Below are 23543 nucleotides of genomic sequence, written 5' to 3'. Positions count from 1 at the left end.
CGATCAGTTCGTGGGGGCGGGGACAGGGCTGGGTGAGCCGGCCTGTGGCCTGGGGGCCCGGTCGGGAGCTGTCGGAGCTCCGCCGCCGAGGTGTGCACCCTCGAGCAGGTCCAGCGCGGCGTGGTGGGTGTTGAAGGTGTAGACGTGGACGCCGGGTGCGCCGCCGTCGAGCACGGCGTTCACGAGGTCGACGCTCGCGCGGATGCCGACACGGTGACGCTCGGCGTCGTCCTCGACGGACCCCAGGCGCTCGAGCAGCGGCCGCGGGACGGCGACGCCCGTGAGCGCCTCGACCCGCAGGAGCCGGGCCGGGTCGGTCGTCGGGATGATGCCGGGGATGATCGGGATCGTGACGCCGGCCTCGCGCGCCTCGGCGACGAGCTCGAGGTAGCTGCCCGCGTCGAAGAAGACCTGCGTGATCGCGAAGTCGGCCCCGGCCTCCTGCTTGGCGAGCAGTGCCGCGACGTCCTGCGCGCGGGTGCTGCCCGTGCCGGCGTTGCCGCGCGGGAAGGCGGCGACGGCGATCGACAGGGGACGCACGGTCGCGCGGACCTTCTGCGCGAGGCTCTGCCGGCAGCGACGCTCCTCGATCTCGCGGAGCAGCGCGACGAGCTCGCTCGCGGTCTCGAGTCCCTCGGGGTGCGGGCGCCAGTCCGGCTGGTCGGCCGGCGGGTCGCCGCGCAGCGCGAGGAACGACCGGACGCCCTCGTCGAGGAACTCCTCGACGACCGCGGTGACCTCGGCGCGGGACGTCCCGACGCAGGTCAGGTGCGCGATCGGGTTGAGCGACGTCTCGCGCAGCAGGCGGCGGACGAGCCCGCGCGTGGTGTCGCGCGTCTTGCCCGACGCCCCGTACGTCACGGAGACGAAGTCGGGGCGGGCCTCGCCGAGCGCCTGGATCGTCGCCCACAGCTTGGGGGCGGCGTCCGGGTTGCGCGGCGGGAACAGCTCGAACGAGACCGTCGGCCGGTCGACCGGTGCGACCAGCTCCCGTGCACCCGGGGCCGTGCGCACGGCGGCGACGGTCGGGGAGTCGCGCGGGGCGGGGGGTGCGTCGGGCGCGGCGTCGGTCACGGGCGCGCTCATGAGGCGGTCCGGCGCGGGGTGGCCGCCCGGGAGGGTCGCGGACACGGGGACGTGCACGTCATCGTCAACTCCATCGAACCTGGCGGAAGCACCCACACCCTCGAGAGAGGGGGGTTGCTGCGGCGTCGACGAGCCAGGACTCTCGGCCGCTCTGGATGGTGAGCCGAGCATAGGGCCGGTCCCGCATGCTGAGCAATGCCTCTCACCAACCGAGATGGGCGCGTCCACCGCTGGGCGGTCTGCCGTGCGAGCCGCGCCCGGGCGGAGGCGACGAGGTGAGGTGCGGGTCGGGCGAGGTGCAGTCGGGCGGCGAGGAGCGGGTCGGGCGATGTGCAGGCCGGGCGAGGTGCGGGTCCGGCGCCGGCCGGGTCAGGCGATCGAGGCTACCGGGGTCGGGGTCCGCATCGGCCGTGCCGCGACGTGCCCCTGCCCGGCGACGTCGACCGCGACGCTCGTCAGCCGCGCCGAGCCGTCCGGCTCGACCTCCACCGTGGAGACGGACGCGTTGGGCAGCGGCACGAGACCGACCTCGTCGACCGTCGCGAGGTAGGCCCCGAGCGCGAGCCCGTGCCCGACGACGAGCACGTGCCCGCCGTCGTCGTGCTGCGCGGCGATCCGCGCGAACACGTCGCGGGTCCGGTGCATGAACTCGGCGCCGGGCTCCCCGCCCGGCAGGCCCGGGTGGCGGCCCGCGAGGACCTCCGTGACGAGGTCCGGCCACGCGGCGACCTCGTCGAGCACGCCCTCGTGCTTGCGCTCGTAGATGCCGAAGCTGTACTCGAGCAGCCCGGGGTCGGTGCGCAGGCGGACGTCGGGGTGGTGGCGCAGCAGCTCGACGGCGGTCGCGACGGCCCGCCCCGACGGCGAGGACCACGCGGCGGTGAACGGTGTCCCGGCGAGGTGCCGGGCGGTGGTGCGGACGCCTGCGCGGCCGTCGCGCGTGAGCGGCGAGTCGCAGCGTCCCTGCATGATCCGGCGTGCGTTGAAGTAGGTGCGCCCGTGCCGGACGAGCGTCAGCGTGAGGGTCATCGGTGCCCTGCTCTCTCTCGGTGTCCCCTCCGACGCTAAGGAGCACGTGTGTCGGCCGGACGAAGACGGCGTGACGAACAGGCGACGATGTCCACCGGCGACGACGTGCCCGCTCAGCGACCGCTGACGACGTGCCGCTCAGCGACCGGTGACGACCGGGCAGCCCGCGAGGTGGTCGTCGACGAGGCCGCACGCCTGCATCGCCGCGTACACGGTGGTCGGCCCGAGGAAGCGGAAGCCGAGACGCTTGAGCTCGCGGGCCAGCGCCTTCGACTCGTCGGTCTGCGCGGGCACGTCGGTCCAGGTCGCGGGTCGTGGGCGTGCGCCGGCCACGGCGTCGGCGGGAGCGAACGACCAGACCAGCTCGTCGAGAGTCCGCCCGGCCTCGTGCAGCGCGAGGACCGCCCGGGCGTTGGCGATCGTGGCCTCGATCTTGGCGCGGTTGCGGACGATGCCCGCGTCCGTGAGCAGCAGGTCGACGTCCGCGTCGTCGAACCGCGCGACCGCCTCGGGCTCGAAGTCGGCGAACGCGGCGCGGAACGCGGGCCGCTTGCGCAGGATCGTGATCCAGGCGAGGCCGGACTGGAAGCCCTCGAGGGCCAGGCGCTCGAGAAGCGCGCGGTCGCCGTGCACCGGGACGCCCCACTCCTCGTCGTGGTAGGCCTCGTAGAGCGGGTTGCCGTCGCCGAAGCAGCGGGCGCCGGGCGTCGCGAGCGGGACGGCCGCCGGTTCGGGGGTCTCGGTGGGGGTCATGCGGCGATCCTGCCGTGCGGCGCCCACGCCGTGACGAGCCCGCGCGGACGCCTGGGTCCGACGCTGCCCAGGGCGGGCCGTGGGTGCGTCACCGCACGGCTGGCCCGGCGGGTCCGACCGCGCGCCGACGTCGTCCGACCCCGCACGGCGGCGGCGCTACGGCGACGCGTCCCCGGCCGACCGCTCGGCGACGAGAGCCGCGACGCCGTCGAGGATGAGGCGGGCCCCGAAGTCGAGGTCGGGGTCGTCGGGAGGTCCGTCGAAGGCGAACGCGCCCTCGTCGACCGCCGCGGCGAGCGCGGGGTGCTCGTCGGGCCGCACGAGGGCCGCGATGATCGCGCCGTAGTCGGCGACGCGCGGGGTGTCGTCGTCCTGCGGCTCGGCGGCGGCGCGCTCGTAGGCGGTGAACTCGCTCGCGAGCCGCGCCTCGCTGAGCGCGTGCGACGCGAGGAGGGCCGCGACGCCGAGCTTCTCCGCCGCGTGCACGTGCGTCCCGTCGAGCGCGCCGACCATCGCCTCCATCCACGCGAGGCGGTGCGGGCCGGTCGCGTGCAGCGCCGCGTCGCTCTGCGCGAGCCAGGGGTGCGCGCGCAGGACGGGGCCCTGCGCGCGCACGAGCTGCTCGAGGCGGGGCCGCCAGCCGTCCGGCGCGCCGGGCTCGGGCGCCGGGGGCGGGCCCACGGCGGCGTCGGCCATGAGCGCGAGGACCTCGTCCTTCGAGGAGACGTAGCGGTAGAGCGACATGGTGGTGAAGCCGAGCGACTCGGCGAGCCGGGCCATCGACACGGCGCCGAGCCCCTCGGAGTCGGCGAGCGCGACGGCGGCGTCGGCGATGCGGTCGAGGGTCAGGCTCGGGCGGGGGCCTCGGCGGGGCGGCTCGGCGGCGCGCCAGAGGACCTCGACGTCGCGCGGCAGGCGGACCGGGCGGTCGGGGGCCTCCTCGGCGGGGGCGAGCCCGGCCCGGGCGGCCCGGCGGCGGGCCTCGGCGACCTCGCGTGCGGCTCGCTGCTGCGCGAGCGCGGCGGCCTGGACGGCCTTCTCGGCCTCGCGCTGGGCCCGGGCGGCGTCGCGCTCGGCCTGCTGGAGCTCACGCTCGCGCTCGGCGCGCGAGCGCTCCGCCTCCTTCGCGGCGGCCCGCTCCGCGCGCTCGCGGTCGCGGCGCGCACGCTCGGCGTCCTTCGCCGCCGCCTGGTCGGCCTTCTCGCGGTCGCGCCGCTGCCGCTCGGCCTCCTTGGCGGCCGCCCCCTGGGCCTTCTCGCGGTCGCGCCGGAGCAGCTCGGCCTCGCGGCGGGCCGCCTGCGCCTCGCGCTCGACGGCGGCTGCGTCGTCGGGCGCGCTGCTCGGGTCCTGCTCGTGTGCGCTCACGGCACCTCCTTGACCCGATCCTAGAACTGTGTACATCATAAACAGCACAGTGTGCGGCATACACAGATAGGACTCACGATGACCGACCCGATCGTCCTGACCCGAGGGCTGCGCAAGTCCTACGGCGCCACGCCCGTGCTCGACGGCCTCGACCTGGAGATCGGGCGCGGCGAGGTGCTCGCGCTGCTCGGCCCCAACGGCGCCGGCAAGACCACGACCGTCGGGATCCTCGCGACGCTCGTCCGGCCCGACGCCGGCACCGCGACCGTCGCCGGCCACGACGTCGTCCGCGAGCCCGAGCGCGTCCGGCACGTCATCAGCCTCACCGGGCAGCACGCCGCGGTCGACGAGCTGCTCACCGGCCGGGAGAACCTGCACCTCATGGCGCACCTCGCCCACCTCGGGCGGCGCGAGGTCCGCCGCCGCAGCACCGACCTCCTCGACCTGTTCGACCTCGCCGGCGCCGCCGACCGGCAGGTCCGCACCTACTCGGGCGGCATGCGGCGCCGGCTGGACCTCGCGGTCAGCCTGCTCGCACGGCCCCGGGTGATCTTCCTCGACGAGCCGACGACGGGCCTCGACCCACGGAGCCGCCTCGGGCTGTGGGACGTCATCCGGGAGGTCGTCGCCGCGGGGACCACGCTGCTGCTCACGACCCAGTACCTCGACGAGGCGGACCGGCTCGCGGACCGCGTCGCGGTGCTCGACCGGGGCCGGGTCATCGCCGAGGGCCCGGCCGCCGAGCTCAAGCGGCGGGTCGGGTCCGCGCACGTCGAGCTCGCCCTCGCCGACGGGACGACCGAGCGGATCGAGACCGACGCGAGCGTCGCCGACGTGCGGCGCATCCTCGCGGGCGTCGAGGACCGCGGGCTGCCCGTCGACCACTGGCGCGTCGCCGTCCCCACCCTCGACGACGTCTTCCTGACCCTGACCGGCGCCCCGGCGCGCACCGACGACCTCGTCACCGCGGAGGCATCATGACCACGCTCGCACCCTCACCGCTCGGGCCGGTCGACGGCACCCTCGACCACGCCGCGCGCGCCGCCGCCGAGCGCCCCCTGCTCGGCTGGGCGGCCCACGACGCGCGCACGATGATCGGCCGCAGCCTGCGCCGGTCCGTGCGCGAGCCCGACACGCTGATCATGGCCGTCGCGCTGCCGGTGGTCATCATGCTGCTGTTCGTCACGGTGTTCGGCGGCGAGATCGACACCGGGATGGCGTACGTCGACTTCGTCGTCCCCGGGATCATCCTGCTGTGCGCGGGCTACGGCGCCTCGACGACGGCGGTCGCGGTGGCCAGCGACGTCACCGGCGACATCATGAGCCGGTTCCGGTCGCTGCCGGTGCGCCTGTCGAGCGTGCTCACCGGGCACGTCGTCGCGAGCCTCGCCCGCAACGCGGTGTCGACGTCGCTCGTCGTCGCCGTGGCGTTCCTCCTGGGGTTCCGGCCGTCCGCGGGCCCGCGGGAGTGGGTGCTCGTCGTCGCGCTCCTCGCCGCCTACGTGCTCGCGCTGACGTGGCTCGCGGTGTGCGTGGGCGTCGTCGCGTCGAGCCCCGAGGCGGCGAGCGGGTTCAGCTTCGGGATCATGTTCCTGCCCTACGTGTCGAGTGCGTTCGTCCGCCCCGAGACCATGCCCGCGGCGCTCGAGTGGTTCGCGCGGTACCAGCCCGTGACCCCGGTGACCGACACCCTGCGCGGGTGGCTCGTCGGGATGCCCGGCGGGGACGCGCTCGTCGCGTTCGCGTGGTGCGCCGGCTTCTACGTCGTCGCGCGGGCGCTCGCCGGCCGGCTGTTCCGGCGCCGGACGGTGTGACGACGCGCGACGGCGCGGGGGCGGTGCGACGGCGCGGGGACGGCGGCGGCGCGCGGCCCCTTCGGGAAGCCGTTTCACCCGGGACCGGACTTGTCGGGCATTTCGCCCCGCCGCTGGACTGGACGGGCCGGTCGCCCGTGCATCCGCGGGGACCGTTCCGCAGCCACCAGGGGGTCGTCCATGAGGTCTCGTCCGCTCGTCGCCGCGCTGTCCGCGGCCGCTGCTGTCGTCTCGTCCGTCCTGCTCGCCGCGCCCGCGTCCGCCGCGCCCGTCGCGGTGTCGTGCGGTGACGTGGTCACGACCGACGCCTACCTCGACGCCGACGCCACCTGTGCCGGCGTCGGGATCACGCTCGTCGGCGACGTCACGCTCGACCTGCGCGGGCACACCCTCGACGGCGGCGGTTCCGGCACCGGCCTGGGCGTCACGCTCGGAGGGACGCAGGCCGTGGTCGACGGCACCGTCTCCGGGTGGGCCACCGCGGTCGACGCCGTCATCCCGCCCGACCCGGAGGGCGAGGGGTTCGTCGGCGACTTCAGCTTCTCGGGCGTGACCTTCACCGGGAACGGCGAGGTGAACGACCTCGGCGTCGACTCCCTCTTCGGGCGCCACCGGGCCGACTTCCGGTACAGCGGCGCGCGCTTCGAGGACAACGCGCTCGTGTTCGGCGGGCTGTTCGGCGGCGGCGGGTTCGTCGAGGACTCCGAGTTCCTGCGCAACGGGACGGTCGTCAGCATCGACACCGCGGGCGTGGTCATCGAGCGCTCGCGGATCGTGGGCAACGACGTCGTGGCCGACGACCTGACCGAGTCCGGGCTCACGGTCCGCGACAGCGTGCTCCTCGACAACCGGGTCGTCGACACCGGCGGGCACTTCATGGGCTACCTGGACCTCGAGGGCAACGAGATCAGCGGGAGCGACACCGTGGTCATGCCGACGACCTCCTACGTGCGGCTCGTCGACAACGTGCTGGTCGACAACGACGTGGCGCTCGACCTCGGCGAGGCCGGCGGGTACGTCTCGGGGAACACCTTCGAGCGCAACCGCGTCGCGTTCACCTCGACGGGGCCGCTCGTCGAGTGGGGACGCCTCATGACCGTCGAGGGGAACACGTTCGTCGGCAACGGGGACGCGATCGTGACCGCGGGCGTCGGCACCGAGGTCGGGGGCAACGTCGCGCACCACAACACGGGCCGGGGGATCTACGCCCCGGGCGTCGTGGACCTCGGTGGCAACCGGGCGTGGGCCAACGGCGTCTACCCGCAGTGCGTCGGCGTGGTCTGCGCGGGCAAGCCGCGCAGCTGAGGGTCGCGGTGCCGGCTGGGCGGGGACGCCGGTGCTCCCGCCCGGCCGGGCGCACGTCCGACTGTCCGCACGCCTCCGGGGGCGCGTGCGGGCGGTGGCGGACTGCGGAGGACGAGTTATCGATAACGACTATCAAGTCTGATAGCGTCCGGACTCGTCACCCCGACCGCGTCACGGAAAGTGCCTCATGCCTGCTCAGACCCGAGTCCGCCCGAGCGCCGCGCGCACCACCGCGCTCGTGCTCACCGTCCCGCTCGCCCTGCTCGCCGGGTGCGCCTCCCCGACCGACGCCGGGAGCGCACCGAGCTCCTCCCCGAGCGACCCGACGACCGCCACCGAGGCCGCGACCGTCACGCCGCGCCTCGCCCTCACGTACGACGGCGGGATCCAGGTGCTCGACGCCACGACGCTCAAGACGCTCGCCGACGTCGAGCTCGACGGCTTCAACCGCCTCAACCCCGCGGGCGACGACCGCCACCTGCTCGTCTCGACCACGGGCGGGTTCCGCCTCCTCGACGCCGGCACGTGGGGCGAGCCGCACGGCGACCACGCGCACTACTACACCGCCGAGCCCGGGCTCACCGACGTGACGTTCGCGGCCGAGAAGCCCGGGCACGTCGTGGTGCACGACGGCCGCACCGTGCTGTTCGACGACGGCACGGGCGGGATCGTGTCGTTCGACTCCGCGCACGTCGCCGACGAGGACCTCACGACGCGCGAGCTCACGACCCCGAGCGCCCACCACGGCGTCGCGGTCGAGCTCGAGGACGGCACGATGGTCGTCTCCGAGGGCACCGAGGACGCGCGCACCGGCATCCGCGTGCTCGACGCGGACGGCACGGAGCTCACGGCGAACGCCGACTGCCCCGGCGTGCACGGCGAGGCCGTCGCGGCGGACGACGCGGTCGTCATCGGCTGCGAGACCGGCGCCCTCGTCTACGTGAACGGCACGATCACCAAGGTCGCGAGCCCCGACGCGTACGGCCGCATCGGCAACCAGGCCGGCAGCGACGCCTCGCCGATCGTCCTCGGCGACTACAAGTCCGACCCCGACGCCGACCTCGAGCGCCCCACGCGCGTCTCGCTGATCGACACCCGCACCGGCGGCCTGACGCTCGTCGACCTGCCGTCGAGCTACACCTTCCGCTCGCTCGGGCGCGGTGACGACGGCGAGGCGCTCGTGCTCGGCACCGACGGGTCGCTGCACGTGATCGACCCGGAGACGAAGGCGATCGTGCGCTCGATCCCGGTGGTCGGCGCGTGGGAGGAGCCCGAGGAGTGGCAGGAGCCGCGCCCCACCCTCCTCGTGCTCGACGGGCTCGCGTACGTCACCGACCCGTCGACCGGCACGCTGCACGCGGTCGACTACGCCAAGGGCGAGGTCTGGAAGAGCGCCGAGCTCACCGTGACGCCCAACGAGCTCAACGGCGTCACGGGCGAGGCGCCCTCGCACGAGCACGACGACCACGCCGCGGACGAGGGCGACGAGCACGCGCACGACGAGCACGCCGACGAGGCGCACCAGGACTGAGGCGACGCGTCACCCGCGCACCGCTGAGGGCGACGGCGCCGGAGGCTCCCGACCGGGGGCGTCCGGCGCCGTCCGCGCGCGCAGCACCTCCGCCGCTCCACGGCCCAACCGGCCTCAGCGCACGAGCCGCCGCCCGCACCGGGCCTCAGCGCACGAGCCGCCGCACAGAGACCGCCGCGGGCCCGCCGTACCGGGCCCGCCGAACCGATACCGAGGACCCATGACACCCCGCGCCCACGGCGCGTGCCGCACGCGCACCACCGCCGTCCTGACCGCCGCGCTCGTCGGGCTCGCCGCGTCGGCCTGCGCCCCGGCCGGCGGCGAGGACGACGGCACGCTCGACGTCGTCGCGTCCTTCTACCCGCTGCAGTACGTCGTCGAGCAGGTCGGCGGCGAGCACGTCGCGGTCGCGAGCCTCGTGCCGCCCGGCGGCGAGCCGCACGACCTCGAGATCTCGCCGCACAAGGTCCAGGAGCTCCGCGACGCGGACCTCGTCGTCTACCTCTCGGGCCTCCAGCCCGCCGCCGACGAGGCTGTTGCGACCCGTCACGGGGAGCACGTCGTCGACGCCGCCGAGGGCGCGGGCATCGGGCCCGGCGGCGACGGCTCCGACGCCCGGGACCCCCACTTCTGGCTGGACCCGACGCTGCTCGCCGCTGTGGGCGTGCAGGTCGCGGACGCCCTCTCCGGCGCCGACCCCGAGCACGCGGACGACTACGCCGCCGCGGCCGACCGGCTCGGCGGCGAGCTCGCAGCCCTCGACACCGAGCTCGCCGACGGCCTGGCGGTGTGCGCGGGCGCGACGGTCGTGACGTCGCACGAGGCGTTCGGCTACCTCGCCGACCGGTACGGGCTCGTGCAGGTCGGCATCACCGGGCTCGACCCCGAGGTCGAGCCGTCGCCGGCCCACCTCCGCGACGTGGGCGAGGTCGTCGCGTCGGCGGGCGTGCGGACGCTGTTCTTCGAGCGGTCCGCCGGCCCGGGGCTCGCGGCGGCCCTGGCCGAGGAGCTCGGCGTCGGCACGGCGGTGCTCGACCCCCTCGAGACCCAGCCCCCGGCGCAGGCGGACGAGGCGCAGGACTACCCGGCGGTCATGCGCAGCAACCTCGCGGCGCTGCGCTCGGGGCTGACCTGCGACTGACGCCCCGGCGCGGACGGCGGGCGGGGTGGCCGGAGAGCGGGCGCGCGCCCGGGCGCCGGCGGGACGCCCCGTCTGCCGGCGAGATCCGCGCCGCGCCGGGGCGGTCGGTCAGCCGGCGCGCGTCGGCGCGGTCGGCACCACGGGCGGCTCCCACGCCGCGACCGAGCTGGCCATCCGCACGGCCACGCGCGGCGGCACGAGCCCCATGAGGGTGTTCCGGGCGCGCAGCGCGAGGGGGTTGCGGAGCTGCTGGCCGTAGCGCGACGCCCGCAGCGCCGCCCGGGCCACGCCCTGCGACCGGCGGCGGCGCTGCGCGTCGTACACCGCGAGCGCCCGCACGACGTCCCCCGCCGGGTCGCAGACCGAGGCCAGCACCGCCGCGTCCTCGATCGCCTGGTTGGCGCCCTGCCCGAGGTTCGGGACCATGGCGTGCGCCGCGTCTCCGAGCAGCGCGACGGCACCACGGTGATAGGTGTCGACGGGCGGCAGGTGCAGCAGGTCGCTGCGGATGACCGCGTCGGGGTCGGTCGCGTCGAGCAGCGCCCGGACCGGGTCGTGCCAGTCGCCGAACCGCGCCCGGACCTCGGCCATCTCGTCGCCGCCCGGCGCCCGCCCGCCGGGCTCGGCCGTGACGGCCCCGAACCAGTACACGCGGCCGTCACCGAGCGGGACCATCCCGAACTCGCTCCCGGGGCCCCACGTGATCGCGGTGACGAGCTCTCCGCGCCACGGCTCGCGGGTCACCGCGCGCCAGGCCGTCGAGCCGCCGTACGCCGGGGGACGTGCGCCGGGCCAGAGCGTCGTGCGGACCTGGCTGTGGATGCCGTCGGCCGCGACCAGCAGGTCCGGGCGCAGCGTGACCTCGGTGCCGCCCGCGTCGCGGTGGACGACCCCGGGCCGCACGCCGCCCTCGACGGACAGCAGCTCGACGCCCGTGCGGACGGCCGACGCGGGCAGGGCGGCGACGAGCACGCCGTGCAGCGTCGCGCGGTGGATGCCGACGGCCGAGGTGCCGAGCGCACGGGTCATCTCGGTGGCGTCGACCCGCATGACCCACCGTCCGTCCGGGGTGCGCATCCCGCCCGAGGCCTCGGGGCTGCCCTGCGCGCGGACCGCGTCACCGAGCCCGAGCGCGTCGAGCGCCCGCAGACCGTTCGCGAGGATCGTGATGCCAGCGCCGACCTGCGCGAACCCCGGCGCACGCTCGAGGACGGTGACGTCCCACCCGCGCCGGTGCAGCCCGACCGCGGCGCACAGCCCGCCGATGCCGGCCCCCACCACGACCGCCGTCGCGCCGGCCCTGCCCTGCCCCGCCTCGTGAGTCACCCGCACATCATCCCGGGCGCGGAGACCCGTCCGGCGCTGCCCCTGCGGGCAGCGCGGTATCACCCGCCGCGCCGCCCGGTCCTCCGTCGTGACGCCGGGCAGCGGAGCCCTGCGCCGGTCCGGCCCGCCCCGGGTCGTGCACCCTTGGAGCCCCCCATGACCTCAGACGCGCCGGCCCCGGCCGCCACCGTCCCGACGACAGGGCCGAGCGCCGCCCCGCCGCCCGCGTCGACCGTCCCGCCCGCACCGCCCGTCCCGCCCGCGCCGCCAGCGCCGGGCGTCGGCCGCGGCACCCCGGCCCGCACGACGCGCGAGGTCACGGTGCCGAAGGCCGACCTGGACCGGGAGGTGTACCTCGCGGTCGCCGCGACGGCCGACCCGGCGACGGACGTCGTGGCGGGCGTCGTGCACCGGATCCTGCTCGACCGCCCGGACGTGCCGGGACCCGAGCTCGCCGCCGCCGCGGACGCGCTCGCGGCGCTCGTCGCCGCGCACCGGCCCGACCCCGAGCGCGACCTGTCGCCGAGCCCGGCGTTCCGGGCCGGCCGGATCCTCGCCGCGACCGTGCCGCACGTCACCGACCCCACGCTGCGCCGGGCCGCCCGCGCGTACAGCCGGGCGTTCCTCGGCAGCTTCCGGGCCGGCGCCGCCCCCCGGCGCCAGGTCCAGCCCCTCGACCTGCAGTTCGACCGGCTCGCGGGGGTGGCCCGGCTGCGCCGCGAGGTGTGGCTCGGGCTGTACCTCGCGTCGGTGCAGCGGCCCGACGTGGCCGCGGCGATCGACGCGGGACCGCTCGGCACGGCGCTGCGGGTCGCGACGACGGACAGCGCCGCCGACGCCGTCGCGAAGGTCGCGCTGCCGGCCCTGCGGGTGCTCGTCGAGCAGCACGTGCAGCCCGACGGGAGCCTGCGGATGCCCGCGGGCGGCGTCGACGAGAAGCTCGCCCAGCTGTGCGGCGACGTCTCCACGGCGCGCGACGCGTATGTGGTCAACCTCGTCGAGATCACCGTCGCGATCGACACGGCGGAGAAGAAGGAGAAGACCCCGGAGAGCCAGACGGACCTCGAGAAGGCGGTCGCCAAGGCCGAGGCCAAGCAGAAGGAGCTCGACGAGCTGCTCGCGGGGATCTCCGAGGGCACCGAGTCCGCGCTCGGGGTGCTCGCCGCGATCGCCGAGCACGCCGACGAGGGCGAGCTCGGGGCCGACATCCGGGAGTTCGCGCGCATCTCCGTCGCGATGATCGAGGGGGTCCGGACGGTCGCGAAGGCGTCGATCCAGGTCGGGAAGGTCGTCGCCGGGCTCGCGTCGGCGAGCGCCAGCACGCTCCTGCTCGGCGGCGGGATCGGCTTCGCGTTCGTGCTGCTCGTGCTGATGATCCAGGTGACCGGGCTGTTCGGGAAGCCGCGGACCAAGCCCATCACGCAGGTCATCCTCGAGGAGGTCCGCAAGCTCAGCGAGCTCGTCACGGACCTGCGCGACGAGCTGCGCGAGCGGTTCGACCGCCTCGACCAGCGCCTCGACCGGATGTACCTGGGGATCCTCTCGCGGCTCGCCGAGATCGACTTCAACGTCGGCCAGGTCGAGGGCGACGTCGAGGAGCTCCAGGCGTCGCTGTACGACCTGCACACCGGCCTCGTGCGGCTGACGTCGGACCTGCAGGCGCTGCTCGACGCGGCGCACCGCCGCGAGCTCGTCGAGGTCGTCAACGGTGCGCTCGGCTACCAGGCCCGCACGGGGCAGCCGATCGACGCCGCGACGTTCTTCGAGGCCGAGAACCGGCTCTACAGCTGGGCGCACGACCACGCGAAGGACGCCCTCCAGGCGGGTCCGGAGGCGCGTGACTTCACCGACGACGAGCTGCTGCGCGAGCTCACGACGTTCACGCTGTCGACGAACGTCAACTACCTGAGCCGCGTCCCCGCCGAGGTGCTCGGGCTTTCCCCGCTCACCCCGGGGCGTCTCGCGAACCCGCTCGACTGGATCGTCGCGGCCGAGGCCTACTGCCAGCTGTGCGAGGAGTCCCCGGTGCTCGCCGCGCAGGTCGCGCCGGGGCGGGTCCGTGATCTCGTCGACGTGGGGGAGGCGCTCGCGGACGCGTTGTCGCGGATCGCCGACCCGGCGCTCGTGACCGCGCTCGCGGCGCACTACCGGGCCCAGCTCGACGGGCTGCTGCTGCTGATCGGGAGCGTCGAGGTCGAGTTCCGCGGGACCCCGCGCACGCAGCTGCACGGTCTCGACCTCTGGGGCGGCGCCGAGCAGGAGCCGCGCTCGCACTTCCTCGTGACGAGCTGGGCGGAGCTCGGTCGGTGCGGGGGCGGGGCGTTCGACCCGTCGACCCGGACGCTCTCGACCGCGGTGCTCGGCGACCTCGACAAGGCCGCGCTGCTGCCGTTCCTCGTCGCGGACAACCTGAGCCGCAGCCAGCTCCCGGGTGTCGCGGAGGGGCTCGCCCAGCTCTCCGCGTGCGTCGGCGCGTCCTGGCGGATGGTGTCCTTCGAGGAGCTCGGCATCGGCGGCAAGGTCCGGCTCACGTACGACCTGACCATCACCGTGGACATCTCGTACGGCGCGGACGTCGTCCACCGGTACACGGTGCTGACCCCCGAGCGGTTCGGGACGGTGATCTCGAAGAGCGCGGTCGACACGTTCGACCCGTCGACCGACCCGCGCGGCAAGGACCCGTACCCGCTGCTGGTCGGCGACACCCGCCTGTGGGCGAAGGTGCCGACGTTCGAGCGGCGGCAGGCGATCACGAGCCCCGCGCTGCGGGCCGCGGCGGTCGCTGCCGTCGAGCGCAGCCTGCGCCTCGCCCAGCGGGCGTTCTACCGCGAGGTCGCCGACCGCCTCGTGCAGGCCGGGGACGTGGTGAGCCGGGTCGGCCGCCGCCTCACGGGCAGCCGGGCGCTCACCCAGGCGCTCGTGCTCGCCGGCTTCCCGCTGTCGGTGCAGGCGAACGAGATCCTGCGCGGGATGCTGCTCGGCAGCGGCGCGGTGCTCGCGGGCGCCGACCCGGACGCGGACGACACCGCGCTCGACGACGTGCGCGACGTGTACGGGTTCTTCGCCGCGCGCACCGAGGAGCCGCCGCCCGTGAACATCCTCGAGGACGTCCGGGCGCTCGCGGAGGACCGGCTGACCCGGCTCACCGACCTGCTGCTGGGGGTGCTCGACGCGGGCGACCCGCCCGAGCCCCCGCAGGTGCTCGCACCGACGCTGCTCCGGCTGGGGCTGCTGCTGCCGTGAGGGGGGAGCTCAGGACTCCGTGCTGCGGCGGGACGACAGGTTCGCGGGGCGCACGCGCGAGCGCTGCCGCGGAACCTCGAACCACGCGCTCGGTGAGCCTGCCGGGACGGCCATGAGGCCCTCCTGCACCGCAGCGAGGATCTCCGGGTCCGGCGTCGTGGTCGATCCCGCAAGAGCGTTCAGCACCTCACGCCCCGCTTCGTCGCGGTCTGGACCGGTCATGGGTCGACGATAACCCGGGCATATCCGGGTGCGGGAGCCGGGCCGACGGACCTCACCCGGGATCTCACCCGTGCGGATGAACCGGGCATCGCCGCTGGTCACGGCGTCACGGGACAACTCGGTCACGACCGGCGGAATCAGGCGGCCGACGCGAGAGCGGTGCGGATCCGCTTGACGGAGACGGGCTGCGGCGTGCCCAGCTGCTGCGCGAACAGGCTCACGCGCAGCTCCTCGAGCATCCACCGGACGTCCGCCAGGGTCGCGTCGCGCGCGGGGTCCGGCGAGGACGTCGCGGCGCGGCGGACGGCCTGGTCCCACGCCTCGGCGAGGTCGTGCACCTGCCACGCGAGGTCCGTGTCGCGCTGCGGGTTCTCGGCGGCCTTCTCGAGCCGGCGCCGAGCCGCCCGCAGGTACCGGGGGAGGTGCACGAGCCGCGTCACGCCGGTCGCGCCGACGAACCCGTCGAACACGAGCCGCGCCGCCTGCTCGCGCACGTCCTGCAGGGTCGCGAGGAGCGCGAGGCTCGACGAGCCGCGGACGTCGGCGTCGAGCTCGCGCGCGGCGGTGAGCGCCGCGACGACGTCGGCGACGACCCGGTGCACGGTGTCCTCGAGCCGGTCGCGCACGTGCGCGCGCAGCGCGGCGTACGCCGTCCCGGTGCGGACCTCCGTCGCGGGGCGGCCCGCGAGGTGCTCGGCGAGCAGGTGGTCGACGGCCGCGCGTTGCACGTCGGCGACGAGCGCGTCGGTGCTGCGGTACGGGCTCGCGGCGAGCGTCAGCGCCTGCGTGCCGGTCCACCGGGTCGTCACGCGCGCGGTCGCGAGCGACGTCTCCCGCAGCAGCAGGGCCCGGAGCCCGCGGCGGTGGGCCTCGACCTGGACGCCCGCGTCGGCGAGCACCCGCAGGCCCACCGTGCCGGACGGCTCCTCGACGAGCGCCGGGTACCCGCGCACCCGCAGCCCGCCGGCGCCGGTCGTCTCGACCGTGAGCGGGAGCGTGTCGTCGGGCAGGTCGGCCGGCCACGCGGTGAGGCCGGTGCGCTCGGGGACCGCCGAGGCCACCGCGACGGTCGCCGCGTCGCCACGCGTGTTGCCGCGGGTCGTGCCGCCCGTGTCACCGGCGGCCGCGCCACCCGTGTCACCGGCGGCCGCGCCGCCCGCGCCCGGTGCGCCCCCGACCGCCCCGGACGCCTCGCGCGCCACCGGGCCCGCCCCGGCCGCACCCGTCGTCCCGCGCCCCGCCTCGCGGGACCCGTCGCCCGCGCCACCCGCCCCGCCCGCACGTCCGCCGGCCGTCGCGCCCGCCTCCCGCATCGCGTCGCGCACCGCGGTCCGCACCGCCGAGCTCACGGCGTCCTGCGTCCGGGCCGCGAGCCGGCGCTGCAGCGCGACGAGGTCCTTGCTCTCGTCGAGCACGACCCCCCGGTCCGACTGCACCCGGAACGTCATCCGCAGGTGCGGCGGGAGCCGCTCGTCGTCGAACGCGTCGAGCGGCACCTCGACGTCCCGCAGCGCGCGCACCGCCTGCGCGAATGCCTCGTGGAACGACGGCGCGAGGTCCGCGGCGCGCACCGTGTCGTGCCACGACGCGAGGTTCTCGCGGAACCAGGCCACCACGCCGCGCGCGACGTCCGGCGCGGGCACGAGCTGCACGCGGACCGGCTTGGGCAGCGACCGGATCGTCGCCGTGACGAGCTCCTCGAGCAGGCCCGGCACCATCCACCCGAAGCCCTCGGGCCGCACGCGCGCGAGCAGCACGAGCGGCACGTGCGCGGTCACGCCGTCGGCCTCGGTGCCCGGCTCGAACTGGTACGTCAGCGGGAGCTCGAGCTCGCCCTGCGGCCACGTCGAGGGGAAGTCGGACGCGCTGACCGCGTCCTCGTCGGACACGAGCAGCTCGCGCGTGAACGTCAGCAGGTCGGGCTGCGTGCGGCGCGCCGTCTTCCACCACGTGTCGAAGTGCCGCGCGGAGACCACGTCCGCCGGGACGCGCTCGTCGTAGAACGCGAACAGCACGTCGTCGTCGACCACGAGCCCGCGCCGCCGGGCCCGGGCCTCGAGGCTCTCGGCCTCCGCGAGCAGGCGGCGGTTCTCGTGGAAGAACTCGTGGTGCGTGGTCCACTCGCCGTCGACGAGCGCGTGCCGCAGGAACAGCTCCCGCGCGTGCTCCGGGTCGACCTTGGCGTAGAGGACGCGGCGCTGCGCCACGATCGGGACGCCGTAGAGCAGCACCCGCTCGAGCGCCGTGGCCGCGCCCTGCTTGGTCGACCACGCCGGCTCGGAGTACGTGCGCCGCACGAGGTGCCCCGCGAGCTCCTCGGCCCACTCGGGCTGGATGCGCGCGACGTCCCGGCCCCACAGGCGCGAGGTCTCGACGAGCTCCCCGGCCATGACCCACGCGGGCGGGCGCTTCGCGAGGCCCGACCCGGGGAAGATCGCGAACCGGGCACCGCGCGCGCCGAGGTACTCGTTGCGGGCCCGGCGGTCCGGGCGCCGGGCGGGGGAGTCCTTGCGGCCGCGGTTCCCGGCGGGCGGGGTGACCTCGGTGGCCTCCTGCATGCCGATCTGGCTGAGCAGGCCCGCGAGCAGGCTGAGGTGGATGCGGTCGGCGTCCCAGTCGAGGCGCAGCTTCTCGGGGCCGTCGTCGGTGTCGGACGCGAGCGAGGCCTGCTCGGCGCCGGGTGCGGTCCGCCGGCGTGGGCCTGCCGGTGGCTGCGCCTCCGCGAGCGCGACGCCGACGCTCCCGGCCTTCTCCCGGCGCCGGGGCGGGTTCACCACGATGCCGAGCGGCTTCGCGAGCTCGCGCAGCTGCGTGACGACGTCCTGCCACTCGCGGATCCGCAGGTAGTTGAGGTGCTCGGAGCGGCACAGGCGGCGGAACGCCGAGCCGGACAGGTCCGCCTGCTGGTCCTTGAGGTACTGCCACAGGTTCAGGTACGTGAGGAAGTCCGACGTCGGGTCCGCGAAGCGCGCGTGCTGCTGGTCGGCCTGGGGGCGGCTCTCGACCGGGCGCTCGCGCGGGTCCTGGATGGACAGCGCCGCCGCGATGATCATGACCTCGCGCGCGACGCCCCGGCGCCCGGCCTCGACGATCATCCGGCCGAGCCGCGGGTCCATCGGCAGCTGGGCGAGCGCCCGCCCGGTCTCGGTGAGCGCCCCGCCCGTCGGCGCGAGCGCCCCGAGCTCGGTGAGCAGCTGCACGCCGTCGCGCACCGAGCGCACGTCCGGCGGGTCGACGAACGGGAACTGCGCGATGTCGTCGGGCGTCGCCGCGACCCCCACGGAGATCATCTGCAGGATGACCGACGCGAGCGACGTGCGCAGGATCTCCGGCTCGGTGTACTCGGGGCGCGACGCGAAGTCGGCCTCGGAGTAGAGCCGGATCGCGATGCCGTCGGCGACGCGCCCGCAGCGGCCCGAGCGCTGGTTCGCCGACGCCTGCGAGATCGGCTCGATGGGCAGGCGCTGGACCTTCGTGGCCTTCGAGTAGCGCGAGATGCGGGCCGTGCCGGGGTCGATCACGTACCGGATGCCCGGCACGGTCAGCGACGTCTCGGCGACGTTGGTCGCGAGCACGACGCGGCGCGTGCCGTGCTGCTCGAACACCCGGTGCTGCTCCGCCGCGGAGAGCCGCCCGTACAGCGGCAGGATCTCGACAGCCGACGGCCCCCGCAGGTCGGCCGCCCGGTCCCCGAGGTGCGCGCGCAGCGCGTCCTCCGCGTCGCGGATCTCCCGCTCGCCCGAGAAGAACACGAGGATGTCGCCCGGGCCCTCGGCGGTGAGCTCGTCGACCGCCTCGCAGATCGCCTGCACCGGGTCGCGGTCCTCGACGGGCGCGCGGCCCCTCGTCGGCTTGCCCTTCGGGCCGCGGGTGCCGCCCTTCGGGTACGCGCGCCCGGTCAGCGCGGCGCCGCCCGGCCCCGTGCCCTCGTCGTCCCACTCGTCCCCGTCGCCCGCGGGCAGCGCGTCGTCCGCACGCAGCGGCCGGTAGCGGATCTCGACCGGGAACGTGCGCCCCGTGACCTCGACGACCGGCGCCGGGACGCCGTCGGGGTGCTCGGGCGTCGGCGGCCCCGCGAAGTGCGCCGCGAACCGCGCCGAGTCGATCGTCGCGGACGTGATGACGAGCTTGAGGTCGGGGCGCTGCGGCAGCAGCCGCGTGAGGTACCCGAGCAGGAAGTCGATGTTCAGCGAGCGCTCGTGGGCCTCGTCGATGATGAGCGTGTCGTAGCCGCGCAGCATCGGGTCCCGCTGGATCTGCGCGAGCAGGATGCCGTCGGTCATGACCTTGACCAGCGTCGACGCGCTCGACTCGTCCGTGAACCGCACCTGGTAGCCGACGAGGTCCCCGAGCGGGACGCCCGGGCCGCTGATCTCCTCGTTGATGCGCTCCGCGACGGTGCGCGCCGCGATCCGCCGGGGCTGGGTGTGGCCGATCTGCCCGTCCCGCCCCCGGCCCAGCTCGAGCATGATCTTGGGGAGCTGCGTCGTCTTCCCCGAGCCCGTCTCGCCCGCGACGATCACGACCTGGTGGTCCCGGACCGCCGCCGCGATCTCCTCGCGACGTGCCGAGACCGGGAGCTGCTCGGGGTACGTGATCGGGGGGACGACGACCGCGTGGCGCAGCTCGGCGCGGCGGGCGCGCTGGGACTCGCCCTGCTTCGGGTCGGTCCGGCGGTCGTTCCCGCGGTCGCGGCCCGGCCGGCGGCGCTCGGGCCGGTCGCCGCGAGCCGGGCGCTCGTTCGGGTGGACGCGCTGCTCCTCGACGCGGTGCCCGTCGACGCGGTGCCCGTCGACGGGTCGGCCGTCGCTGCGCTGCCCGTCGACGACCTGCGCTGGCTCGGCACCGTCCGGCGCTGCCTGCTCGGCGCGCGGCCCGTCCGCCCGCAAGCCGTCAGGACGCCGCGGCCCGCGACGACGACCGCGCCCGCCCCGACGGCCGGGTGCCCCCGTGCCGTCCGGCGTCGCCGGTCGCTCCTCGCGCGCAGTGCTCACGACGGACCATTCTCCCCGCTGCCGCGGGTGGACCGCGCGCTGATTCCGGTGGGTCGGTCGGAGGTGGCCCGGCTGCCCGACCATCGCGCTCGCCACGTACCCCGCGACGCGTCCCGATCGCGCCGCTCGGACGACCGCTCACCACGCGTAGAGCTGGACCGTCCCCTGACCCGAGACCGCGGCACGGGCCGTCCCTCCTCCTCGTCGCGCCGGGTCGTCACCGGGTGGTGACCGCCCCGTGCGCCCTCACCACCACAACGCGCGCCGGGGCGGGGGAGTTGGGGTGCGGGGGGTCACCAGCCGAAGAGGGTGAGCGACGTGACCTGGTCCCCGACCCCGGCGAGGCGGCCCGTCGCACCGCGGACGTCCGCCCCGCCCAGCGGCCACTCCCGCTGCGCCGCCATGAGCACCTCACCGTCGGTCAGGCGGAGCACGGTGCCGTCCTCGAGAAGGACCCGCGTCCGGTCCGTCGCGACCACCGCACCGCTCACCGGCGCGGTCCACAGCGGGCTCCCGGTGCGGGCGTCGAGCGCCGACGTGCCGTCTTCGCCGTGGGCGAGCAGGACACCCCCGATGACGGCCGCCGGGTACGAGCCGACGGAGTCCTGCTCCCAGAGCGTGGACCCGTCCCGCGGGTCCAGGGCGTGCAGCGGTGCCTGGTCCCCGTTGCGGGGAACGCCGTCCTCAAGGGTCCATGCGCTGAAGACCGGGACGGTCTCGGGGTCGGTCGGCGCCCAGACGGCCAGGTCGCCGTTGAGTGTGGGAGCCACACGCCCCGGAACCTCGGCGCCCGTGCGCACGTCCACTGTGACGTCGTAGAAGTAGCCGTCGAGCCGGGCGTACGGCCCGGACACGACGGTGTCCGAGAACGGGTCGCCGGTGATCTCGAACGCCTCGCCGCGACCGGGCTCGACGTGCGAGAAGAGCACCTGGCCCGTCAGCACGTCGATCCCCGTCCAGCTCACATCGACCCCCTCCGATCCCGTGCCCGCGTGCAGCACCGCGACGGACCCTGAGATCCCGAGGGAATCGGCTCCGCCGTCGACCGGGTACGCGCGTACGAGGTCCCCGGTCCCGGGTTCGAGGAGCTGGAGCTCAGAGATCGCGCCGACCTCCGGTCCGGCCGCGCCCGAGCAGACGACGAGGCCGTCTGGGCTCGTCCCGACGCACCGGTAGGTCGGGTGTGCGTCGTCCCAGGTCCGCACCCACCGGGCCTCGCCTGTCGCCGCGTCGAGCCCGACGAGCCGCTGGTCGAGCCCGAGGAAGTCCGCCACCAGCACGACGACCGTCACGCCCGCGTCGACCACCGCAGTGCCGCCCCGGACGTTGCCGTGCTTGACGTTGCTGAACAGGGCCGGGTCCTCGCCCGGGAGGTCGGGGACCAGGTCCGGGGCCGACACGGTCCACAGCGCAGTGGGCTGTGTCGCGAGCGAGTCCACGACGCCGCGCGCCCAGGGGTATGTCACCGGAGCGCGTGGGGGTGCAGAGGTCGCGACGGCGGACGGCATCGGCGTCCCGCTCGCGCTCGGCGCCGCGCTCGCCGTCGCGGACGGCTCCGGCACCGCCGGCTGCGGCTCCGGCCCGGTCAGCGCGCTCGCGGCCACAGCCCCCACGGCGAGCAGCGCCACCGACGCCGCGGCGAGCCCGCCGACGCGCTGGGTGCGCCGGCGCCGCACGAGCGCGGCGACGGTCCGGGCGCGCTGCGCGGGATCACGACGGTCGGCGGCGGACGCGTGGGCCTGGTCGTCGACGAAGGCGTGCAGGACGTCGGTCAGGTCGCGGCTCACGACTGGCTCCTTTCGGTCCGGGTGACGGGGTGCACGGCGACGGACGCGGTGCCGGGCTCGTCGAGCCGGACCGTGACGTCGAGCGAGAGGCGGAGCTTCGCGGAGCCGTCGGACAGGTACCGCTTGACCGACCCGTGGCTGATGCCGAGCGCGTGCGCGATCTCCGCGACGGGCAGGTCGTCGAAGTACCGCAGGACGACGCACGCCCGCTCGCGCGGTGGCAGGGCGTTGAGCGCGATCTGCACGTCGACCGCGGCGGCCGCGGACCGGTCGGGGACGTCGGCGGCGGCCTCGGGCTGCACGAACAGGTGGGCCCGCGACGTCCACGCGCGCTTCCTGCGGAGCTGGTCGAGGAACGTCGTGCGGATGACCTCCCGGACGAACCCTCGGCGGTGTGCCGGTCGGTGAGGGCGCGCGGCCGGGAGAACGTCCGGACCAGCGCGTCCTGCACGAGGTCCTCCGCCGCAGGGCGGTTCGCCGTGAACAGGCACGCGTACCCCACGAGCGCGGGATGGCGCTCGCGGATCACCTCCTCGAGCACCGCGTGCCAGTCAGCCACGGGGTACCGCACCTCCTCCGGCCGTCTCCGGCCCGTCGTCTGCTGCGCTCAACGCGCGCCGGGCGCAGAACGTTGGGTGCGCCTGTCCGGGCTGCAGTCACCGGGAGAGTGACACCCGCGGACGCACCCCGACAAAGGGACTGGGCCGACCGGGCGTCGCACCGCCGGACGCCTGCACCGGCCCACCGTCCGCCCGATCGGGGGGTCGACACCCCGCCCCCCGCGCAAGGACCTCGATGCCGTACCTCCGTCTCGCCGTCGTCGCCGCGCTCGCGGCCGTCCTCGCGGTGACCGCTGCGCCGTACGGCCCGCACCCCGGCGCCACCGCGGACCCCGAGTCGCCTGCGGCGTCCGACGCGACGCTGCGCATCCCGCTCGTCGGCCGCGTCGAGCTCGCGGCGACCCGGCCGGCGCCGCCCACCTCGGCCACGTCGACGTCGACCAAGGTGCAGGGTGGCAAGGTGAAGCCGACGCCGACCCCGACGGGCACGCCGACGCCGTCCCCGACGCCGACCCCCACCGCGCCGAGCACCACGTGGGCCGTCCCGGTCGGCGTGACGGTGCCGTGGGGTCCGCTCGACGCGCAGCGCCTCGCCGGCACCACGGCGATGCTGCGGCACGTCCCCGCCTACCTCGAGTGGTACACCGGCTTCGGCGAGGCGCCCGACGTCGCGAAGCTCCAGGCCGTGGCCGACGCGGGTTCCGTGCCGGTCGTCACGTGGGAGCCCTGGGTGTGGACGGGCGGCGTGGACCAGCCCGCGTACGCGCTCGACCGCGTCACGGCCGGCGACTTCGACGCGTACCTCGTGCAGTGGGCCGACGCCCTCGCGGCGTGGGACCGCCCGGTGCTGCTGCGGTTCGCGCACGAGATGAACGGGAGCTGGTACCCGTGGTCGGCCGGCGTCAACGGGAACACCGCCGCCGACTACGTCGACGCGTGGCGTCACGTGCACGACGTGTTCGCGGCGCACGGAGCCGACGAGGTCCGCTGGGTCTGGGCCCCCAACGTCGTCCACCCCGGCTCGACGTCGTTGACGGCGCTGTACCCGGGTGACGCGTACGTGGACGTGCTCGGGGTCGACGGCTACAACTGGGGCACGTCGGTGTCCTGGGGCAGCTGGGTCTCCGGCCGGCAGGTGTTCGAGCAGACGTTCACCGAGCTGCGCGCGCTCGCGCCGGCCAAGCCGCTCCTGGTCACCGAGACCGCGTCGAGCGAGGCCGGCGGCTCGAAGGCGGCGTGGGTCGAGGACCTGGTCGCGTGGTCGGCGGGCCAGGCCCTGCTCGGGGTCATCTGGTTCGACGAGGACAAGGAGACCGACTGGCGCATGGCGAGCTCGCCCGAGTCGGCGGCGGCGTTCGCGGCGGCGCTGTACCGCTGAGGGGTGCGC

Annotated in this window: 16 protein-coding genes and 1 riboswitch; of the genes, 7 read left to right on the top strand and 9 right to left on the bottom strand. The window is 75.6% G+C overall.

Going from position 1 to position 23543, the window contains the following annotated elements; all coding sequences use genetic code 11:
• Positions 1-3: 3 nt before the first annotated feature.
• From ACWFNE_RS02280 to ACWFNE_RS02265, 4 genes are all read right to left on the bottom strand, one after another.
• On the bottom strand, positions 4-1086 hold the full coding sequence (locus ACWFNE_RS02280; protein WP_452121129.1) for a methylenetetrahydrofolate reductase: 1083 nt from the start codon (positions 1084-1086) through the stop codon (positions 4-6).
• A gap of 67 nt (positions 1087-1153) precedes the next feature.
• Positions 1154-1248: riboswitch (SAM riboswitch) on the bottom strand.
• Between the two features lie 207 nt (positions 1249-1455).
• A complete protein-coding gene (locus ACWFNE_RS02275) occupies positions 1456-2115 on the bottom strand; it encodes a histidine phosphatase family protein (RefSeq protein WP_452120837.1) in 660 nt (219 codons plus the stop codon).
• A gap of 138 nt (positions 2116-2253) precedes the next feature.
• On the bottom strand, positions 2254-2868 hold the full coding sequence (locus ACWFNE_RS02270; protein WP_452120836.1) for a DNA-3-methyladenine glycosylase I: 615 nt from the start codon (positions 2866-2868) through the stop codon (positions 2254-2256).
• A gap of 156 nt (positions 2869-3024) precedes the next feature.
• Positions 3025-4233 carry a TetR/AcrR family transcriptional regulator gene (locus tag ACWFNE_RS02265; protein ID WP_452120835.1) on the bottom strand — a complete coding sequence of 403 codons (1209 nt, stop codon included), beginning with the start codon at positions 4231-4233 and terminating at the stop codon, positions 3025-3027.
• Positions 4234-4311: 78 nt separating this feature from the next.
• On the opposite strand from ACWFNE_RS02265, the gene ACWFNE_RS02260 reads away from it, so the two are divergent.
• From ACWFNE_RS02260 to ACWFNE_RS02240, 5 genes are all read left to right on the top strand, one after another.
• Positions 4312-5214: an ATP-binding cassette domain-containing protein gene (locus ACWFNE_RS02260; RefSeq protein WP_452120834.1), complete on the top strand. Its 903-nt coding sequence runs from the start codon at positions 4312-4314 to the stop codon at positions 5212-5214.
• Complete coding sequence (locus ACWFNE_RS02255) at positions 5211-6047, top strand: ABC transporter permease (RefSeq protein WP_452120833.1); 837 nt, start codon at positions 5211-5213, stop codon at positions 6045-6047. The genes ACWFNE_RS02260 and ACWFNE_RS02255 overlap by 4 nt, the downstream gene beginning before the upstream one ends.
• Before the next feature lie 180 nt (positions 6048-6227).
• Positions 6228-7352: a hypothetical protein gene (locus tag ACWFNE_RS02250; RefSeq protein WP_452120832.1), complete on the top strand. Its 1125-nt coding sequence runs from the start codon at positions 6228-6230 to the stop codon at positions 7350-7352.
• A 187-nt stretch (positions 7353-7539) separates the two neighbouring features.
• Complete coding sequence (gene aztD / locus ACWFNE_RS02245) at positions 7540-8883, top strand: zinc metallochaperone AztD (protein WP_452120831.1); 1344 nt, start codon at positions 7540-7542, stop codon at positions 8881-8883.
• Between the two features lie 220 nt (positions 8884-9103).
• A complete protein-coding gene (locus tag ACWFNE_RS02240) occupies positions 9104-10024 on the top strand; it encodes a metal ABC transporter substrate-binding protein (protein WP_452120830.1) in 921 nt (306 codons plus the stop codon).
• A 108-nt stretch (positions 10025-10132) separates the two neighbouring features.
• On the opposite strand, the gene ACWFNE_RS02235 is transcribed toward ACWFNE_RS02240, so the two are convergent.
• Positions 10133-11350 (bottom strand): FAD-dependent monooxygenase, encoded by a 1218-nt coding sequence (locus ACWFNE_RS02235; RefSeq protein ID WP_452120829.1) that lies wholly within the window; start codon positions 11348-11350, stop codon positions 10133-10135.
• Positions 11351-11506: 156 nt separating this feature from the next.
• Here ACWFNE_RS02235 and ACWFNE_RS02230 point away from each other — a divergent pair, with 156 nt between their 5' ends.
• Positions 11507-14593: a hypothetical protein gene (locus tag ACWFNE_RS02230; protein ID WP_452120828.1), complete on the top strand. Its 3087-nt coding sequence runs from the start codon at positions 11507-11509 to the stop codon at positions 14591-14593.
• Positions 14594-14602: 9 nt separating this feature from the next.
• On the opposite strand, the gene ACWFNE_RS02225 is transcribed toward ACWFNE_RS02230, so the two are convergent.
• The 4 genes from ACWFNE_RS02225 to ACWFNE_RS02210 all read right to left on the bottom strand — a co-directional run bounded on the left by ACWFNE_RS02225 (position 14603) and on the right by ACWFNE_RS02210 (position 22087).
• Positions 14603-14815 carry a hypothetical protein gene (locus ACWFNE_RS02225; protein ID WP_452120827.1) on the bottom strand — a complete coding sequence of 71 codons (213 nt, stop codon included), beginning with the start codon at positions 14813-14815 and terminating at the stop codon, positions 14603-14605.
• A gap of 137 nt (positions 14816-14952) precedes the next feature.
• Positions 14953-19704, bottom strand: a complete 4752-nt coding sequence (locus ACWFNE_RS02220; protein ID WP_452120826.1) for a DUF3418 domain-containing protein — start codon at positions 19702-19704, stop codon at positions 14953-14955.
• A gap of 398 nt (positions 19705-20102) precedes the next feature.
• Entirely contained in the window at positions 20103-21596 is a 1494-nt protein-coding gene (locus ACWFNE_RS02215; RefSeq protein ID WP_452120825.1) for an outer membrane protein assembly factor BamB family protein, read from the bottom strand.
• Positions 21593-22087, bottom strand: coding sequence for a sigma-70 family RNA polymerase sigma factor (locus ACWFNE_RS02210; RefSeq protein WP_452120824.1), 495 nt, complete (start codon positions 22085-22087; stop codon positions 21593-21595). Before ACWFNE_RS02210 ends, ACWFNE_RS02215 begins: the two co-directional genes overlap by 4 nt.
• Positions 22088-22391: 304 nt before the next feature.
• Between ACWFNE_RS02210 and ACWFNE_RS02205 the strand changes: the two genes are divergently transcribed.
• The gene (locus tag ACWFNE_RS02205; protein WP_452120823.1) at positions 22392-23534 is read left to right on the top strand and encodes a glycoside hydrolase family 26 protein; all 1143 of its coding nucleotides are present in this window, start codon (positions 22392-22394) and stop codon (positions 23532-23534) included.
• The last annotated feature ends 9 nt before the right edge of the window (positions 23535-23543 follow it).

The organism is Cellulomonas sp. NPDC055163 (genome assembly GCF_053607065.1).
The sequence above is the reverse complement of the archived record's forward strand: the minus strand, read 5'-3'. Positions and strand labels throughout refer to the sequence as shown.